At 49.5% G+C, this 17798-nt stretch carries 16 protein-coding genes; 6 read left to right on the top strand and 10 right to left on the bottom strand.

The features are described 5' to 3' along the window. Positions 1-59: 59 nt before the first annotated feature. Positions 60-872, top strand: coding sequence for a TatD family hydrolase (locus B2739_RS02735; RefSeq protein ID WP_331344347.1), 813 nt, complete (start codon positions 60-62; stop codon positions 870-872). Here the strand turns inward: B2739_RS02735 and B2739_RS02730 are convergent. Both B2739_RS02730 and B2739_RS02725 read right to left on the bottom strand, forming a co-directional pair. Continuing rightward, positions 855-2186: a GGDEF domain-containing protein gene (locus tag B2739_RS02730; RefSeq protein ID WP_331344346.1), complete on the bottom strand. Its 1332-nt coding sequence runs from the start codon at positions 2184-2186 to the stop codon at positions 855-857. The two genes, B2739_RS02735 and B2739_RS02730, sit on opposite strands and share 18 nt — an antisense overlap. A 197-nt stretch (positions 2187-2383) precedes the next feature. Beyond that, positions 2384-3556, bottom strand: coding sequence for a glycoside hydrolase family 18 protein (locus B2739_RS02725; RefSeq protein ID WP_331344345.1), 1173 nt, complete (start codon positions 3554-3556; stop codon positions 2384-2386). Positions 3557-3798: 242 nt separating this feature from the next. On the opposite strand from B2739_RS02725, the gene B2739_RS02720 reads away from it, so the two are divergent. After that, positions 3799-4221 (top strand): SufE family protein, encoded by a 423-nt coding sequence (locus B2739_RS02720; protein ID WP_331344344.1) that lies wholly within the window; start codon positions 3799-3801, stop codon positions 4219-4221. Here B2739_RS02720 and B2739_RS02715 read toward each other — a convergent pair. From B2739_RS02715 to B2739_RS02680, 8 genes are all read right to left on the bottom strand, one after another. After that, positions 4172-4876, bottom strand: coding sequence for a NapC/NirT family cytochrome c (locus B2739_RS02715; protein ID WP_331344343.1), 705 nt, complete (start codon positions 4874-4876; stop codon positions 4172-4174). The two genes, B2739_RS02720 and B2739_RS02715, sit on opposite strands and share 50 nt — an antisense overlap. Positions 4877-4879: 3 nt before the next feature. After that, the gene (locus tag B2739_RS02710) at positions 4880-5383 is read right to left on the bottom strand and encodes a nitrate reductase cytochrome c-type subunit (RefSeq protein ID WP_331344342.1); all 504 of its coding nucleotides are present in this window, start codon (positions 5381-5383) and stop codon (positions 4880-4882) included. An 11-nt stretch (positions 5384-5394) separates the two neighbouring features. Beyond that, positions 5395-7899, bottom strand: coding sequence for a nitrate reductase catalytic subunit NapA (napA, locus tag B2739_RS02705; RefSeq protein ID WP_331344341.1), 2505 nt, complete (start codon positions 7897-7899; stop codon positions 5395-5397). Continuing rightward, a complete protein-coding gene (locus tag B2739_RS02700) occupies positions 7896-8330 on the bottom strand; it encodes a chaperone NapD (protein ID WP_331344340.1) in 435 nt (144 codons plus the stop codon). Before B2739_RS02700 ends, napA begins: the two co-directional genes overlap by 4 nt. A 15-nt stretch (positions 8331-8345) precedes the next feature. Next, positions 8346-8534 (bottom strand): periplasmic nitrate reductase, NapE protein, encoded by a 189-nt coding sequence (locus tag B2739_RS02695; RefSeq protein WP_331344339.1) that lies wholly within the window; start codon positions 8532-8534, stop codon positions 8346-8348. 264 nt (positions 8535-8798) lie between these two features. Next, entirely contained in the window at positions 8799-9596 is a 798-nt protein-coding gene (gene tcdA, locus B2739_RS02690) for a tRNA cyclic N6-threonylcarbamoyladenosine(37) synthase TcdA (protein WP_331344338.1), read from the bottom strand. Positions 9597-9603: 7 nt separating this feature from the next. After that, positions 9604-10350 (bottom strand): hypothetical protein, encoded by a 747-nt coding sequence (locus tag B2739_RS02685; protein ID WP_331344337.1) that lies wholly within the window; start codon positions 10348-10350, stop codon positions 9604-9606. Beyond that, positions 10350-11681 (bottom strand): AAA family ATPase, encoded by a 1332-nt coding sequence (locus B2739_RS02680; RefSeq protein WP_331344336.1) that lies wholly within the window; start codon positions 11679-11681, stop codon positions 10350-10352. Before B2739_RS02680 ends, B2739_RS02685 begins: the two co-directional genes overlap by 1 nt. Here B2739_RS02680 and B2739_RS02675 point away from each other — a divergent pair. From B2739_RS02675 to B2739_RS02660, 4 genes are all read left to right on the top strand, one after another. Beyond that, positions 11680-12303, top strand: a complete 624-nt coding sequence (locus B2739_RS02675) for a response regulator transcription factor (protein WP_331344335.1) — start codon at positions 11680-11682, stop codon at positions 12301-12303. The two genes, B2739_RS02680 and B2739_RS02675, sit on opposite strands and share 2 nt — an antisense overlap. Before the next feature lie 183 nt (positions 12304-12486). Continuing rightward, on the top strand, positions 12487-13329 hold the full coding sequence (locus B2739_RS02670) for a protein-glutamate O-methyltransferase CheR (protein ID WP_331344334.1): 843 nt from the start codon (positions 12487-12489) through the stop codon (positions 13327-13329). 3 nt (positions 13330-13332) lie between these two features. Continuing rightward, complete coding sequence (locus tag B2739_RS02665; protein ID WP_331344333.1) at positions 13333-14709, top strand: EAL domain-containing response regulator; 1377 nt, start codon at positions 13333-13335, stop codon at positions 14707-14709. Next, complete coding sequence (locus tag B2739_RS02660; RefSeq protein WP_331344332.1) at positions 14685-17774, top strand: PAS domain-containing hybrid sensor histidine kinase/response regulator; 3090 nt, start codon at positions 14685-14687, stop codon at positions 17772-17774. Before B2739_RS02665 ends, B2739_RS02660 begins: the two co-directional genes overlap by 25 nt. The last annotated feature ends 24 nt before the right edge of the window (positions 17775-17798 follow it).

The following is a 17798-nucleotide window of genomic DNA, read 5'->3' as shown; positions in this document are numbered from 1 at the left end:
GTCGCTAAAGCAGGGCTTTGCCCAAGTAATCCCGAAAGAGTGTAAAAGCAGACATGACTATGTCCAACTCCATCGCATTTTTTGATAGCCATTGTCATTTTGATTTTCCCGAGTTTGATGCTGACCGCATGGAAGTGTGGCAGGCAGCCCAATCAGCGGGTGTGAAAGCCTTGGTGATGCCCGGTGTTTACCCGCAGCAGTGGGACAGATTGGTGAAGCTGTCATTGGCGATGCCGGGTTTTTACTGGGCGTTTGGAATTCATCCCTGCTGGATTCATCAGGTGCCGGTGGATGTAGACTCATTGCGCCGTTATGAAACGCAAATAGACACTTATCTGGCTGGGCTCCCTGAGCAGGAGCGGCACCGCTGTGTCGCGGTGGGTGAATGCGGTTTGGATAAAACGATCGATCTGCCCTTGTCGCAACAGCTAGGCATTTTCAGCTGGCATATTGATCTGGCGAACCGGTTAGGCAAACCCTTGATTGTGCACAGCCTCAAAACCCATAACGAATTGATTGCCCTGTGTAAAAAACACAAGCCGCAATACGGTGGTGTTGTGCATGCCTTTAGTGGCAGCTATGACACGGCGATGCAGTTGATTGACCTGGGCTTTTGTCTTGGTGCAGGCGGGGTGATTACTTACGAGCGCGCACAGAAAACACGCGCGACTTTTGCTCGTGTGCCTTTTGACGCGATTGTGTTGGAAACAGATGCGCCGGATATGCCGCCCAGTGGCAGGCAGGGTATGCGCAATACATCGCAAGCACTGCCGTTAATTGCACAAGCGCTGGCAGATTTACGCGGAGTATCAGTGGAGGAGGTCGCGGCTAAAACGGTTGCGAATACGCGCCGTTTATTTCACTGCAACTAAAGTAGCAGGTCCCTGGTTGGAGGCGCGCACGCAATTGCGCCCTTGGGCTTTGGCGACATACAACGCTTTATCTGCACGGGCGATAAAATCGGTAGGCGATTCGCCTTCCATCATCTGCGCCACACCAAAACTGGCGGTAAGTTTCAATTGCTTGGGCCACTCGCTTTCTTCAATAGCGCGGCGCAATTTTTCCGCGAGCCCAAGAGCATTTTCAAGCGAGGTATCCGGGCAGGCCAGTACAAATTCTTCGCCGCCCCAGCGCGCCAGTAAATCGTGGGTGCGGGTGTTGGCACTCAATGTTTGGGCGAACGCTAATAACACCTGGTCGCCAATCGGGTGGCCGTAGGTATCGTTTACTTTCTTGAAATGGTCGATATCAATAAAGATCAACGACAAGAGTGGCGTCACATCCGAGTCGAATCCCAACTGGAATATCGGAGCCAAACCATCGCGATTGAAGACTCCGGTTAGCGGGTCACGCGTCAACCGTTCTTCCAGCTCTTTATGCTCCTGATTCAATAAACGATTCAACGCCTCAAGTTGGTGTTGCCGCTGTTTGTTGAGCATCACTTCAATATTCGCCTTATGCAGCGTGCTGATAAAAAACGACATGGCTGCCAGTGTCCAGATTGCGAGCAACAACAGATACAAGGTGCGGTCGCTGATGTATTTGCCGCTGATTTCAATGCGTTCAATAATCATCTGGTACTTGCCCGGTTTGACTTGCTCGCCGGTAGCAATTTGTACGCCGCGCACTTCATTGAATTCTGGCCCCCAAAATTCCGGCGGGATTTTGCCTTGGCTCAGCCACCAGGTAGGCACCTGCATATGGCTCATATCGATCACTTGCGGGTAGCGTTCATGGGTATCGAATAATTCGATCGCGTTGTATTTCAGCGAATTGTCTTCACCCTTGCGTGCATAGGCAGGGTTGTAGTTGATCAGTTGGAAACGCACACCAAATGTCTGCGGCTCGGAATATTTTGCGTAGAGTGTTACACGCTCATAATTGGTCAGGTCTTTGCCCTTACCCTTTTGGTCGGCAAGATTGAAACTGATTTCGCAGTAAGGCCATGCATATTCCGATGCGATGATGTCGCAATCCAGAATAAATTTTTCACCGTCGCGGGACAGGGTGGCAACCGATTTTCCGCCGTTTCCGCGATCATCAATTGCCTCGAAGTAGAGACCTGAATCTTGCCCCACAATAAGGGTGCGCTCCGGCCCATAATGCTGGAAAGCCAGAGCGCACAAAGTAATGATAATGAGTAATCCAAGCAGCCTTGCTTTTAGAATGTCGTGCTGGATAGTCATAATAGGGGATGTAGCCGTGTGTTAATTTTTGTCAGTAAAGCATAGTTTTCCGCAAGCTGACAGTGGCAATGATGCGCTCATGGAAAAACCGGTTTTTTTATAACTTTTTTATCGCGTTTTGCTGTAACTACCAAAAAATAGTTACAGCAAAGCAGGTGCAACTGACTATTACACGTATGACAAGGCGCGTGTGATCGTTACTGTGCGCTGCCAACCAGATGCGTATAGATAGCATTCAGCAATCCATTCTCATCAGTGTCATGAGGTAATTGCCAGAACATCATGCCGCCGAGCTTATGTTCTTTCACATACTGCGCTTTTTCCGCCATTGAACGCGGGTCATCAAAAGTGGCGAATACTTTTGTGCTTGGGTTGTAATAAGTCGGTGCTTTGGCAACATCATCCCAGTGATAGACAAAACCGTTTTCGGTGCTAAAACGCGCTGCGAATTCTTTGTAGTCTGCCCCATCGATGTGTACACCCGGTTGATATAACCCATTATTGGTATCGGCAACCTGTTCCCACATGCGTGCATAGAACGCAGTACCAATAACAATTTTTTCTGACGCTATGCCTTTGGCCAATAAAAATTTCACGGCGTTATCGGTGGAATCTTTTTGTTCAGGAGTTGAGTAGAGCGCGGTGTGGTGGCCAGTGTGCGGTGTAGCGCCGTTGACTATGTCGTAACTCATTAAATTGACGTTATCGAGCAGCGGCATAATTGCATTCCAATCCACCGCGTTTTCCAAAAACTGGTCAAACCCGCCCGCTGCAAAACTCAATTCATAGTGATCGCCAAATGCGTTGCGCAATTCCTGGATCAGCGCGGTGAAATTCTCGCGGTCATAGGGCGCAAATTTATGGCCAGGGAAGCCGGGGACAACGGGGTATTCCCAGTCCAGATCAATACCATCGGCTTGGTATTCTTTAATGATGGCTAAGGTCGATTGCGCAAAGGCGTTGCGGTTTTCAGCAGAATTGAAAACGTCTGAACAGGTTTCACAGCCGCCCCAACCACCCAGCGACAACATCACTTTCAGATGTGGATGCTGGTGTTTGAGCGCTACCAGACGCTGCAGGGCGAGCTTATCCTGTTCGCTATCAAACGATAATTGGTTGCCATTCAAATGCAAAAAACTGTAGATGATGTGCGTCAATTGACTGAAATTGTAGCGCGACAAATCCGAGCCATCGCCCATGTAATAAGCAATCACTTTGTAGTTGGGGGCAGCGGCCGGAGCACTGGAAGTAGCAACCGTCGCGTTGGTTTCCTGTGTGGTAGTAGGGGTGGTTTCTGTAGCAGGTTTACTACAGGCAATCATGCCCAGTGCGAACACCGCGGTGCATAAAGAATTCAAAAACACGTTCATATAAACCCTCGTCATCAACAGCAAATTGGTTGTCTGCGAGAGCATGCAGCGGTGGTGGGCGTAATCAATACGCTTATTGTTATTCGCTGTGACCAGCGATTGTACGTTATGGCGCTATTCTAGCCTTGACGGTCGCTGCTGTGGGCGGGCACCAGGTAAAGATTCTTAAAGTTTTCGCGCGCCCTTATGTACCCCTATAACCCTTATAATTGCCGCCATCCATTTTCCGTGAGATCAAAAACGTGATTCCCCGCGATGACCTGAGCCAGATCAATCTGGATGAATTAAAGACTGTGACCAACTGGCAGCAGCAATACAAACTGATCATCCAATGGGGCAAGTTAATCCAGCCCAAAGCCGATATCCGTTTGCCCGCCAACCTGATCAAAGGCTGTGAAATTCCTGTATGGCTGGCGCATGAGCAGCAAGGCGAGCAGCACTATCTCGGGTTTGATTCCGACAGCAGCGTCATGAATGGTTTGGCCGCATTGTTACTGATACAGATCAATGGAAAAACCCGCACAGAATTGGCGGGTTTGGATTTGCAGCACGCGCTGCGTGTTCTGGGATTGGAAAAACACCTGACCCCATCGCGCAATAATGGTTTGAAAGTGATTATTGCGCGGATTGAGGATGACTTTCTGCTGCGTTCCCTTGCGCGATAATCCGGCTAATTGATTGTTGCCAAGGCTCCTGTAAACGCTCCTCCATCATTTTGTCTTGCCAGACTTGCGTCACCATAGGTACACCGGCCATATCCGGCAAATGGTGCGCGATGCCTTTGTGGCAATCGATACAGGTTTTTTCACCGCTGGCGAGCAGGGTGGAGTGCATAGCTTGCGCGCGCGGCGACTGCTGGGTGAAATCCATGGATTCCAATGCATGGCAATTGCGGCACTCCAATGAATCATTCGCTTTCAGGCGCGCCCATTCGCGCTCGGCCAATTCACGCCGTTTGGCGAGAAATTTATCGCGCGTGTTGATGGTGCCAAATATTTTTCCCCAGACTTCTTTTGATGCCTGCATTTTGCGCGCAATTTTGTCTGTCCAATCATGGGGTACATGGCAGTCCGAGCACATGGCGCGCACGCCAGAGCGGTTGGTGTAGTGGATAGTGCTGGACAGTTCCTGATAAGGATTATTTTTCATTTCATGACAACCGATACAAAATTGCTCGGTATTGGTCAGTTCGAGTGCGGTGTTGAATCCGCCCCAAAAAATAATTCCGGCAATAAAACCGCCCATACTTAAAGTGCCCATGCCGATGTAAGTGGCGGGGCGTTTGAATCGCTGCCAGTAATCTTTAATCAATTTCCACATGAGTTATTCCCCGCTGCCACTTTGCAAAAGCGCATCAATACTTTGGTAATTATTGGTGCGCGCCGGTTCCACATCGGCTTGGGGCAAATGGCATTGCACACAAAAATAGCGGCGCGGTGAAACGGCCGCGAGCGCCTGACCATCACGGTCATAATAATGAGTAATACTGACCATGGTGGCACCGGTTTGCGGACTGGCATTACGGCTATGGCAAGTCAAACACATGTTAAAATTTTTATCGATTTGGTAACCGCGGATATTGTGCGGAATCATCGGTGGCTGTTCCGGATAATTGCGGCTCGCCGGACCAGTACTGATGCGATCGCGCGGAATTTTTGGTGCCGGTAATTCCTGATTCAAAGTGCCTCCGGGGCGAATGCCATCGGGTGCTGGCACATCCAATTTTGCAGTCATGGGCTCAGTAGTTTGTTGCGCATGCACATTGATAAAGGCGATACAAAGCGCGCAGAAGATGCTGAGAGCGAATACTATTTTTTTCATCATCATAATCCTCTGCATCACGCCAAATTGATCAGTTCGATTTTTACCGCGCACTTTTTAAAATCGGTTTGCAGTGAAATCGGATCGGTTGCGTCGAGTGTGACGTTATTGACCAAACGGGTTGCATCGAAGAACGGAATGAATATCAAACCGCGCGGTGGTTTTACCCGGCCGCGTGTTTCCACACGCACACGTACAGCGCCGCGTCTGCTAATTACCCGCACTTCGCTGCCGCGCCTGACTCCCATCGCTTCAGCATCTTCGTGGTTCATATACACCAGCGCATTGGGCACCGCTGCGTGCAATTCTTCTACGCGGTTGGTCATGGTGCCGGTGTGCCAATGTTCCAGTACGCGGCCAGTACTCAACCAGAATGGATATTCCTGATCGGGTGATTCCGCAGGCGGCTCGTACGGCAATGCAAAAATAATGGCGCGCTTATCGGGGTGGCCATAAAACTGTACACCTGTACCTTTTTCCACATAGGGATCATGACCTTCGCGATAGCGCCAGCGCGTTTCTTTTCCGTCTACCACTGGCCAACGCAAACCGCGCGCATTGTGGTACGCATTAAAATCGGCAAGGTCATGGCCGTGGCCGCGTCCGAATTGTGCATATTCTTCAAACAAGCCCTTCTGGATATAAAAACCAAAGGCATCGGCTTCGCTATTTAAATAAGCGACATCGCGCTCACTGTTGGCAAATTGGTTGACCTGGCCGTTAGTAAATAAAATTTGATAGAGAGATTTATTTTTATACTCGGGCGCTTTGCTGAGTAATGCTTCTGGCCAGACATCATTGGTATTGATGCGTTTGGAAAATTCAATCAGTTGCCATAAATCCGATTTTGCATCGCCCGGTGCTTTGACTAATTGATGCCAAAATTGTGTGCGCCGTTCAGCGTTGCCATAGGCACCTTCTTTTTCTACCCACATGGCGCTGGGCAGAATTAAATCGGCTGCTTGTGCAGAAACGGTGGGGTACACATCTGACACCACCACAAACGCATCGGGGTTACGCCAGCCCGGTAAAATTTCCTGGGCGATATTCGGCCCGGCCTGCATGTTGTTGCACACTTGCGTCCAATAAAAACGGATGACGCCGTCTTTTAATTTTCGGCTTTGGGTTACCGCTGCAAAACCGATTTTATCGGGCACAGTGCCCTCGGGTAATTTCCAGATTTTTTCTGCAATCGCGCGGTGTTTAGGGTTGGCGACTAACAAATCGGCAGGCAAACGATGTGCAAAGGTGCCCACTTCGCGCGCGGAGCCGCAAGCGGAAGGTTGGCCGGTCAATGAAAAGGGACTGTTGCCCGGTTCGGCAATTTTTCCGGTCAACAAATGCAGGTTGTACACCATGTTGTTGGCCCAAGTGCCGCGGGTGTGCTGGTTAAAACCCATGGTCCACAGCGACATCACTTTTATTTTCGGGTCGGCATAAATATCGGCAAGACGTTTTAAATGTTCGGGCGCAACACCGGTTTCTTTGGCGGTGTGTTCGAGCGTGTAGGGTTTTACAAAATTGGCAAAATCCTCAAAGGTAATATCGCTCCAGGTATTGGCTTTGTCGGCACCTTTAGCGTTTTTCTGGCGTGGATCTTCAGCGCGCAAACCGTAACCAATATCGTCTTGCCCTTTGGCAAAACGCGTGTACTTTTTCACAAACTCCTGATTCACTTTTCCACTTTGGATAATGTGGTTGGCGATGTAATTCAAAATAATTAAATCGGTATTGGGTTTGAAAATAAGCGGCACATCGGCCAAGTCAAAACTGCGTGTCTCATAAGGTGATAGCACCGCGACTTGCACATGGGGAAACGACATGCGCCGGTCGGTGATGCGGCTCCACAAAATCGGATGCATCTCCGCCATGTTTGAACCCCAGAGCACAAACGCATCGGCGGCTTCAAAATCGTCGTAGCAACCCATGGGTTCATCCATGCCAAAGGTGCGCATAAAACCGGTTACCGCTGAGGCCATACAGTGGCGCGCGTTAGGGTCGAGGTTATTGGAGCGCAAACCGCCTTTGAATAATTTACTTGCCGCGTAAGCTTCCCATACCGTCCATTGGCCGGAGCCGAGCATGGCGATACTTTCGGGGCCGAGCTGCGCGATGGCGTCTTTCATTTTTTGCGCCATGATGTCAAACGCGGTATCCCAGCTCACGGGCGTGAAATCACCATTTTTATCGTATTTGCCATTTTTCATGCGCAGCAGCGGTTCATGCAAGCGGTCACTGCCGTACATAATTTTGGAGAGGAAATAACCCTTCGCACAATTCAAGCCGCGGTTCACTTCTGCTTTTACATCGCCGTGGGTCGCAACGACACGATTGTCTTTGGTGGCCACCATTACGCCGCAACCAGTGCCGCAAAAACGGCAAGGCGCTTTGTTCCATTGCAAATTAGTGAGTTCGCGGTTGGTAATTAAATTACTCGCGCTTGCGGGAACAGGTAAACCAATCGCGGCTGCCGCTACTGCAGCGGCGTTGGCTTTGGCAAATAAACGGCGTGAAATATTCATTGCGCGTTTTCCTCCGGTTGCAAATCGTTTTGCGTGTTATAGGTAGGTTCTTCCGCATCTTGTACAGATGGTTGTGAATCCTGTGCAGACTCTTGTAGATCCTGCGCAGACAAATACTCGTGGTACACCAGCGCGGCATTGAGCACACCGGGCTGTGCGCGCAGATCATCCAAAAAATTCACAATGGCTTTTTCTTCTTCGCTTTCGGTCACTAATACGAATTTTCCCTGCGTATCTTCGGCGTGTATTTCAATGTGGATCGCATTATGGGTTGATGCGTGTGTGAGTAACCAATTGCGCGTCGCTGCCAATTGTTCGGGGCGCACATGAGCTACCAAACTGGCAATATGCAATTGCGCGGGAGTATGTGTGAGGTCACGTAAGGGGATGGTGTGTAACGATGTGTTTGCTGGTTTTGTTGCGTGATTCATTATTCATTCCCTATATCAGTGAGGTCCCGGTGGCCCCATCATGAGTTGGTAAAACCAAATGGAAAAACCCATCGCACCCACAATGGCAACCGTGAGTATGGGGAATAAAAAGACGATGATAAAAATATAAAGCCGCCACTCTTTCTTTTTTTCTAATTGCTGTTCAGCGGTGAGCGGTGTCGTGTGATGTTGCTTATCCTGCATCGGTGTGCCTCCGGCATATGAGAGCCCGATTTCATACTAGCTTGATTTGTGCGGAGTGCCAAAAACAAAAAGGCAATTAAGGCGGATTAGTTGATTTAACTCAATTTTAATGAAAAAAGGAAATTTAACTGCAGCATTAATAGATTTAATTGAAATATTGGATTCGTTGCAAACTTTGCTGAATTGGAACATTCAGAGCCCCCCCTTTTATGCGAACAGAATAAGGGGGCACGCCTATTTGCCTGGTCATGTATTGTTGCGTTGTTAGTGCTGCTGATTAAGGTAGCGCTCAATCGCGCGCGATGCCGCGAGTAAACCGAACGTCGCTGTCACCATCATGCTGGAGCCAAAACCACCGGTACAATCCAGTTTCACGCCATCCTGCAAATGCTGTTTGGTTTGGCATACGCTGCCATCGGGTTTCGGGTAGACCATTTGTTCGTCGGAATAAACGGCATCCACACGGAATTTGCGTTTGGTATCGCGCGCAAAATTAAAGTGGCGATACAACTGCTGGCGAATTTTGTGCAGCATGGGGTCATTTTGCGCACGCGCCAGATCATCTACGGTGATGCGCTGCAAATCGCGTTTACCACCGGATGAACCAATCACAATCAGGCGAATTTTTACTGCCGAGCAATAGGCCACCAGCCGTGCTTTTAAATGCGCGGCATCTATCGCATCAATAATCACATGGTGCTGTTTGCCCAGCAGCTGGTGAATATTTTGGTCATCGATAAAGTCTTCTACCGAGTGAATGATGATGTCCGGGTTAATGTCGCGCAGGCGTGCGCTAATGACCTGGTTTTTGGATTGACCGATGGTCGATTGCAAAGCATGGGATTGGCGATTGGTATTGGTGACACACACCTCATCCATCTCGATCAGCGTGAGTTCACCCACCCCCGAGCGCGCCAGTGCCTCGGCCACCCAAGTGCCCACACCGCCCAAGCCGACAACGGCAAAATGGGCGTTGTGCAACGCCGTCAGCGCGTTTTCGCCATAAAGGCGGGCAATGCCACCGAAGCGTTGCAGATAAGCGGGGGAAGGGGATCTATTCATAGGTATATCATCGTGAATTTAGTGGTGTTACATCGCCAAGTAACACTTTTTTTCCAAAATAGTCGGCCAAAAATATCGGGAAGGCAGCAAGTATAGATATTTCACCTTTCGGTAAAAATTGGTCAAGTTGAGCCTGCGCAATCAGCTGTTGGTCAATGACCGGGGTTTGGCCACAACTGCCGCTAATTAAAAAATTGGCTTTTTGTAGATTGGCGCTTATCAGACCTTGCCAGAGAGGCCTGTTAATTTTCCGAGCATCCTGATAAATGGGATTGCCGCGCTCTGCCGATAGCGGTTTGTAATGCTTGCCTGCACAATCATCTAGTCTTGCTGTGCGCGTGAGGTATTCAGTGTGATCGTTGATATCTCTTATAGCTTCGATCATGGGATAGCTGATAAAAAGTTTTCCCTGCTCTGTCTCGTTATTGAATAGGGTAAGCATGTTTAAAAGTTTCTGTGGATCGAATTCTTTGTCGTGCGGCTCCATATCAAAAAACAGATAAATTTGCCCGATCTGGTCACGCCTTAAATTGGCAAGCAACTCCGTATTTTGGTCTAGATGGTTAAGTTCTTTAATTAGCTCGAAAGGATCCAGATCATCTTCGCGAGTGAGTTGTTTGTACAGTTCGTAAATATCATTTTGAAAACTCACCAGAATGCGACTTTGCTGGCCGTCAAAGAAGGCCTTTTCCAAACTTTCAAAATACAATTTTTCTCGGTGTTCACCCTCAAATACGAACAGCGTGCGCTCCATTAGCTGGACATTCCTTTGTAAATTTTTTCCAAGTTATGCGCTTTGCGCAGCTCTTTGCCAGTCAGTGCTGTAATCGGTTTGATGGTTTTATCCAGAATGAAATAACAATCCGGGCGCAAAAGATCATTGCTCATTACACCGGTATTATGTGTTGTCATAATGGTTTGGCAGCTAGAATGTGCGACTTTATCGACGATATTAGATGCTAAAGCATGATGATAAAAAGCATCAAATTCATCGATGTAGGCAAAAGTGATGTTTTTGTTTTGAAAACGTAGCCACCAAAAGTAGAAAATACCTAGCGAAAGTGTGCCAGTAGAAGCCGCTAAACCAAATTCCAATTTAGTGCTGCCAAAATCAAAAAAAATACTTTTTTCGCCGTTGTTACCTACATCAACGATGAGTGAGCATTCTATGCCAGCTTCACTAAGGAACTTTTCGAAGTCTTTTAGTGATCCACTTTCAATAATACTTTGAGATAAGCGTTTCACACCGATATTTTTTCCCACATATTCACCAATTCGGTTGGAATCCAGTGATCGGAAAAAAACCATGCCCTCAATAAAATCGAATAGTTTGGCCAAACTCTGATTAATTGGTGTCTCATCTAAAATAGCGTTATTGCGCACGTATTTAAGCAAGGAGATTTCAGAGTGGCCTACATCGGTTTTAAGTGATTCAGCCCCTTGTAAATGAATGGTGGCATGGGGTGATTCGCGGCGGTCTATGTCTAATACCTCATTACCATCAATAATTAGATTTTCATAAACCATTTGTGCACGGGATTTTTTACCATAACGGTAGTTGATGTCGATTCCATCAATTTTGAAGTCGAAGGCAAATTCAGCGAGTTCTATGCCCATGCCGCCGTTGAGGTAATTGTTGTCCAGTGAGTTGAGAAAGCTAGGGGAGTCTATGAGGTGCAAGATTGGATCAACCATCGCCAGACCGAGATTGGACTTCCCTCCACCGTTGGGTCCGTAAATCATGCCATGCAGGACACTCCCACCGTGAACTACATGAGAGTTAAATTCATATTGTTGACTTGATAGATCAAAAGTAAGCCAGTCGGAAAAATTCCGGAAGTTTTTTACGGAGAATTTGTTCAGCATGGCGCTTTCCTCTGGAAATAGAGAGATTAGCATAGCAGATTTGAATTTTGCCGTAAAAAAACTACGGAAAAAGAGGTGATAGTGCTTGGGGGGCGGCTTTTTAACGGACATAAGGCGCAGATGCAAGCGCAATCCAATGCATCCCAACGGGTAATGCGCCAGTGTTCTGCTACACTCTTTTGGTGCCAATTTAATTGACAGGATCGACGAGTGTTTCATGAGTAAAACGGCTATAGCAACGGCATACCTGATTGACGATGACAGTATTACCCTCGAACTCATGAGTGGCATTGTAGAGCCCATAGGGGTTGAGCCAGTGTGTTTCGGGAGCGCCGAGGCCTTTCTGGATGCCTACACACCACGCCCCTGCGAGTGTGTAATTACTGACATGCGTATGCCCGGTGTCAGTGGGTTGCAGTTGCATAAAGTCCTGCAGCAGCGCTATCCGGTGCCACCGCCGTTGATTATTGTTACCGGTTATGCCGAAGTCAGCGCTGCAGTAGAGGCCATGAAGCAAGGCGCGTTTGATTTTGTGGAAAAGCCCATCAATGGCCACCAATTTCTGGAAAAACTGCAAGCGGCTTTATCGCTCAGCCGCCAGTTGCATCAAAAACGCATAGATTTATCCACCCGCGAGGCGCGCATCGCGCTACTCACCCCCAAAGAGCAGGAAGTACTGCAAGCGGTACTCGACGGCCTGCCCAGTAAAGACATCGCCAACAAGCTCAATCTGAGTGTGCGCACCGTGGAGAACCACCGCGCGCGCATTATGGAAAAGCTGCGCGTGAACTCCGCCATGGAGCTGATGCGCGACTTCATGCAGTTGGCCGCCAGCCGCTAATTAGGGGTTTTCCCCCACCGTATGTGAGTAGTTTTACTCTCACCGCTTTTTTGCCAAACCGCCACACTGGGAACCACTGAAGGTGAGCCGCCAAACGGCGAATCACCCGCTGGTTAATCAAGGAATTCCCGGAGTTGGCACTGCCTGTGCCCATAATGTCCACTTAGTTAGCGATACAGGATTATGAGTACACATAACAACATCAGCCCATTTGCTTTCCACAAAATCCGTGATTACGTTTATCGCACGGCAGGTATTGTGATTGGTAATGAGAAAACGGCCATGGTAACTGGCCGTCTCTGGCGTCGACTGGAGTTGTATGGCCACAAAACCTACGAAGCTTATTTCGCTTATGTGTCCAGCCCTGAAGGTGCGCAGGAGCGCAGCACCATGCTGGATTTGCTCACGACTAATGAAACCTATTTTTTCCGCGAACCCGCACATTTTGATTTCTTGCGCGATGAAATTATTCCGCAGCAACGCAACAAACCCATGCGTGTTTGGTGTGCTGCATCGTCTACCGGTGAAGAGCCCCACAGCATTGCAATGGTGTTATCCGATGTGATGGGTAAAACCGACTGGGATATTTTGGCAACCGATATTTCCGGCAAAGTACTTGAGCACGCGCGCACCGGTGTTTACCGCGCTGAGCGCATTGATCATATTCCGGCAAATTACTTAAAAAATTATTGTCGCCGCGGTATTGGTGAATACGAAGGCATGTTGGCAGTCGTGCCTTCACTGCGTTCACGCATCCGTTTTGAGCAACATAATTTGATGCATACACGTAAAAATGACGAACAATTTGATGTGATTTTTTTGCGCAATGTCCTGATTTATTTTGACCAACCTACCAAGCAAAAAGTGATTGAGAATTTACTGCAATGCTTGCGCCCTGGTGGCTGGTTGATTCTTGGTCATTGCGAAAGCATAACGGGTTTAAATCTTAAATTGTCGACGGTGCGTCCATCGATTTATCGCAAACCAGCAGACGCTGTACAGGTTCTACAAAAGTTAGCGGTGTAATGAATGATTGTGAATACCCTCGCGGTATCCCTAAGTTTGCGTAAAGCTGTTATCTTTCCGCACCTTTTCAATAGCGATTTTGAGGCTAGAGAGCAACCTATGATTTCACTCAATACCTCGGCCACCCTGGCATCGATTGATCTGCACAGACAGATCCATCAGCAGGGCGTGATGGTAGTGGATGACAGCAGCATGCACCGATACAGCGCCCATCTCTGCCTGAAAGCGTTTGGGGTGAGCCGTGTGTATGAGGCTGCCAATGGCAGGCTTGCGCTTGATCAATTGGCGCAGATGGAAGAAGTTCCTGCGGTCATGTTGCTGGATTTGGAAATGCCGGTCATGGACGGCATTGAAGTCTTGCAACAATTGGCACTCTTGCCCAACAAACCCGCCGTTGTCCTCGCCAGCAGTTCTGATGAAGTCCTGATCAGCGCCGTTGCCACTATGGCCGAAGCCTTGGGGGTGTCGCTTCTGGGTGCATTCCGTAAGCCGGTCAATCCGGTTGACTTGGCCGATGCCCTGACCAAATACAGTATTGGTGTCAGCGCTGAGGAAATCCTCTCTACCCAAAAACCGGCATCAGCCGATGCGGCGCAATTGAGCCTTGCGATAGATCGCGCCCAAATACAGGTGCATTACCAACCCAAAGTGGATCTGGAATCCTTGCAGATTGCCGGTGTAGAAGCCTTGGCGCGCTGGCAAAATGCCAACGACGAATGGATTTCACCCGCGGTATTTATTCCGCTTGCGGAGGAGCATGGACTGATCGGCGCGCTGACATTATCCGTGCTGGAGCAAGTGTTGCAGGACATGAATGAGTGGTGGGAGCAGGGGCAATATATTCCGGTGGCCATCAACCTTTCGGCCAAGTCCCTCGCGGAATTCAATCTCGCCAATGAAATTATCCAACGGGTGATCCGTCAGGGAATCCCCGCCCATTACATTACCTTTGAAATCACCGAAAGCGCATTGGTGGTGGATTTGCCGGCGGCACTGGCAACCATCAGCCGCCTGCGCCTGAAAGGTTTTGGTATTTCTATTGATGACTACGGCACCGGGTTTTCATCCATGCAGCAGTTGTCGCGCTTCCCTTTTTCCGAGTTGAAGATCGACCGCTCTTTCATTCAGGGTGCGCCCGAGCGGCAGTACATGCGTAATATTTTGAAATCGGCCATCGAATTAGGGCATCGCCTTGGAATAATCACGGTTGCCGAAGGTGTAGAGACAGAAGCCGAGCTACACTTGCTCAAAAGCCTGGGTTGTAAACAGGCTCAGGGTTTCCTGCTGGCGCGTCCCATGTCCGGGCGCGATTTGATGAGCTGGGTCGATCAGGATCTACAACGTAAGTTAGCCATATGCCGAACTTCAAGTTCCGGGTAGCGCAAAAATCCCGGTTAAAGCGTTATTTTTCATTTGTCTCGCTGGTCAATCCCCCCCTGATATCAGCAGTGCTAGCCATAGCACTGCTGTTTTTTTTTACTGCCGTTGCATTGCGCCATATCCACGCCAGCCAGGAGCGGGTGATCCGCGAACACCTGCAAACCTCGCTGAATTCATTCTCTGAACTGATCACTATCTGGCAGCAGCAGAATGTCGCTGCCATCCAGATGCTGGCTAATTCATCCCAAGGCAAAAATTTACTGACGCAGGTTTTGCTGGAGAAAGGCGATAACCCCGCGACCCATGAAGCCCTGCGCGAATGGTTGTACCCGGTGCTAATGGTTATGGGCTTTGATGGCTTTTCGGTGATTAACCATGAACGTATTTTGGTTGCAGCCAGTTCAGAGAATTACCACAAACAAAAAGTCCAGCTCGCCGAGACCCATGAGGTTCTGGATAAAGCACTGGCAAACCACCCGGCTATTTCGCGCCCGGTTGCGGCCTTGCGCCCGATTTCAGGGCCGCGCGGAACACAACCTGCGGGCACGCTCATGCAAAACATGTGTGTTCTGCTTGAACCCGAGGTGACAGCACCCGGGTACTTCTGCTTGCGTTTTAATACCCAGGCCAGTTTTTTCCCGATTTTTTTTAAAGGCCGCACCGGTGGTTCCGGTGAAATTTATGCAATTGATAACCACGGTCGGCTGATGACGCCGCTGCGTTTCCATAATGACAGCAGCCATGGTCAACCGCTGATCGGGTTGGGCGAAAAAGTGCGCCGCGCTGCCAACAGTAGTGATGCTGGCCCACTGACCGACATGGTGGACTTCCTGATCAACCATGAAGCGGGGCTAGTGAAGGTAGGCTATGAGGATTACCGCGGCGTGAAAGTCGCGGGTGCAGGGCGCTGGATTGATGAAATGGAATTGGGGGTGATTGTCGAGCAGGATATTGATGAAGCTATGGCTCCTTATCAGGCATCGCGCAACATCATTGTCGGCCTGAGCCTGAGCGCCAACCTGTTGATTATCCTGCTGACGATCACGGGCATGATCAACCGCCGCCGTCTGGCGATTCGCGAGAGCCACTTCCGCTCGCTATTGGACAATTTGCCTGCTGCCACCCACATGACTTCTATGGATCACCGCTTGGTTATTGTGAATCCGGCGTTTTGCAGTTTATTGATGCTGGATGAGCATGACCTGTTGGGCATCGACCTGCATGAAATAGCGGCTCCCAACTGGCTCAAGCCACTGCTGCAAGCTGAAGAGCAGGTGGGGGCCGATTCTTATTGGAAGGATGTGGTGTTGCAACTCCAGCATCCGGACGGCAATCCGCGCTATTACCGCATAGTCCGCTTTCCCATCACCTATGGGCAGGATCAGGAACCCCAGGCGATTACCTGTATTTGGGTGGATGTAACGGAACGTATCGTTGCCAATCAGCGCATGGAAGAGGTGAACCAAAATCTGGAGCAGATGATTGACGAGCGTACCCGCGAGCTAATGGCGGCCAAAGACGAAGCGCTGGCAGCATCGCAAAGCAAGGCAGAATTCCTCGCCAATATGAGCCATGAAATCCGCACTCCGTTAAATGCCATTATCGGCCTTGCCCATGTAGCGCTTGCCAATAACCCGGAAGCAAAACAGCGCACTTATCTGGAAAAAATGCGCGGCTCGGGCGAGCACTTATTGGACATTGTGAACGACATCCTGAACTTCTCGCGTATGGAAGCGGGCAAGCTCAGCCTTGACCATAGCGAATTCTCGGTTGTGCAATTGATTGATAAAACCATTGACCAAGTCTGGGAAAAAGCGGCCGCCAAAGGGCTCGCTGTCAATGTGAACATCGATGAAAAAATCCCCCCGCTGCTCTTGGGTGATGCCCTGCGGCTGGGGCAAATCCTGATTAACTTCTGCGCCAATGCGGTGAAATTTACCGATCAAGGCAGCATCAGTATTAATGCCTTCAAAGTGCGCGATTGGCAGGATCGCGTGGAAGTCCTGTTTGAAGTGCAGGACACTGGTATAGGGATCGATGCTGAAAAACAGGCCAAGTTGTTCCAGCCTTTCCAGCAAGTCGATTCTTCCAGCGCGCGCCGTTTTGAAGGCACGGGCTTGGGGTTGTCGATTTGTAAAAACCTGGCGGATCTCATGAATGCGCGTATCGATGTACAAAGCGCGCCCGGTCACGGCAGTAGTTTTCGCCTGCGCGTGCAACTGGAAAAGGCGCGCCCCCAGACGATTACTCCGGTAATACAGCCCGATATACCCGATCCTGCATTGGCCGCCATCAATTGCAAAATACTGGTGGTAGAAGACAACCTGCTCAACCAGGAAATTATTTTCTCGCTGCTGGAGTCCATGGGCGCAGAAGTGGTATGTGTTGGTTCAGGGCCCGAGGCGCTTGCCGCTCTACAACAGCATGCGCTAGCGCAACAGGCATTTGATGTGGTGCTGATGGACATCCAACTGCCCGGTATGGACGGTGTAGAAACCACGGCGCACATCCGCGAACAGGCAGTAGGCAAACATCTACCTATTATTGCTGTCACAGCCAATGCGTTGCCTGGCGATAAAGAGGCTTACCTTGCAGCAGGTATGGATGATTATCTCTCCAAGCCGATTGAACCGGCTCTGCTGCGCCGCGCATTGGAACAGTGGGGGCATGCCTGCCGTGTAGCACCGGAATTGGTTTCCAGTGCGGGCAGTATGGAGTTCTTGCATAACGGCGGCATAGATACACAGCGTGCCCTGCATAATTTGATGGGCAATGAAAAACTCTACCGGCGCTTGCTTGAACGCTTTGCCCATGAGCGGGCAGAATTTCCGGCACAGCTACAAATATTACTGGAAAAAAATCCAGCGGAAGCGCTCAATCAAGTGCACTCGCTGAAGTCACTTGCGGGCAGTTTGGGAATGAACCAACTGGAAGTGAATTGTTTCCAACTTGAGCAGGCATTACACACTGGCGAGTGGCAGCAGGACATGGTCGATAAAGTAGATGACGAGTTAATCGCCATGGTGGAATTGGTCGCACGGGGATTAAATTTACCGTCGTATTAACACAGACAAGATAACGAGGTTGTT

The sequence above is a fragment of the Cellvibrio sp. UBA7661 genome (assembly GCA_002483365.1).
Taxonomy (GTDB): Bacteria; Pseudomonadota; Gammaproteobacteria; order Pseudomonadales; family Cellvibrionaceae; genus Cellvibrio.
The sequence above is the reverse complement of the archived record's forward strand: the minus strand, read 5'-3'. Positions and strand labels throughout refer to the sequence as shown.

Coding starts and splice junctions, on each gene's coding strand:
- B2739_RS02695 (WP_331344339.1), bottom strand. CDS start 8,534: ATGCAGGATAAGCAACATCACACGACACCGCTCACCGCTGAACAGCAA.
- B2739_RS02660 (WP_331344332.1), top strand. CDS start 14,685: ATGCCGAACTTCAAGTTCCGGGTAGCGCAAAAATCCCGGTTAAAGCGT.
- B2739_RS02680 (WP_331344336.1), bottom strand. CDS start 11,681: ATGAAACACTCGTCGATCCTGTCAATTAAATTGGCACCAAAAGAGTGT.
- B2739_RS02670 (WP_331344334.1), top strand. CDS start 12,487: ATGAGTACACATAACAACATCAGCCCATTTGCTTTCCACAAAATCCGT.
- B2739_RS02675 (WP_331344335.1), top strand. CDS start 11,680: ATGAGTAAAACGGCTATAGCAACGGCATACCTGATTGACGATGACAGT.
- tcdA (WP_331344338.1), bottom strand. CDS start 9,596: ATGAATAGATCCCCTTCCCCCGCTTATCTGCAACGCTTCGGTGGCATT.
- napA (WP_331344341.1), bottom strand. CDS start 7,899: ATGAATATTTCACGCCGTTTATTTGCCAAAGCCAACGCCGCTGCAGTA.
- B2739_RS02685 (WP_331344337.1), bottom strand. CDS start 10,350: ATGGAGCGCACGCTGTTCGTATTTGAGGGTGAACACCGAGAAAAATTG.
- B2739_RS02700 (WP_331344340.1), bottom strand. CDS start 8,330: ATGAATCACGCAACAAAACCAGCAAACACATCGTTACACACCATCCCC.
- B2739_RS02725 (WP_331344345.1), bottom strand. CDS start 3,556: ATGAACGTGTTTTTGAATTCTTTATGCACCGCGGTGTTCGCACTGGGC.
- B2739_RS02735 (WP_331344347.1), top strand. CDS start 60: ATGTCCAACTCCATCGCATTTTTTGATAGCCATTGTCATTTTGATTTT.
- B2739_RS02715 (WP_331344343.1), bottom strand. CDS start 4,876: ATGTGGAAATTGATTAAAGATTACTGGCAGCGATTCAAACGCCCCGCC.
- B2739_RS02730 (WP_331344346.1), bottom strand. CDS start 2,186: ATGACTATCCAGCACGACATTCTAAAAGCAAGGCTGCTTGGATTACTC.
- B2739_RS02710 (WP_331344342.1), bottom strand. CDS start 5,383: ATGATGATGAAAAAAATAGTATTCGCTCTCAGCATCTTCTGCGCGCTT.
- B2739_RS02665 (WP_331344333.1), top strand. CDS start 13,333: ATGATTGTGAATACCCTCGCGGTATCCCTAAGTTTGCGTAAAGCTGTT.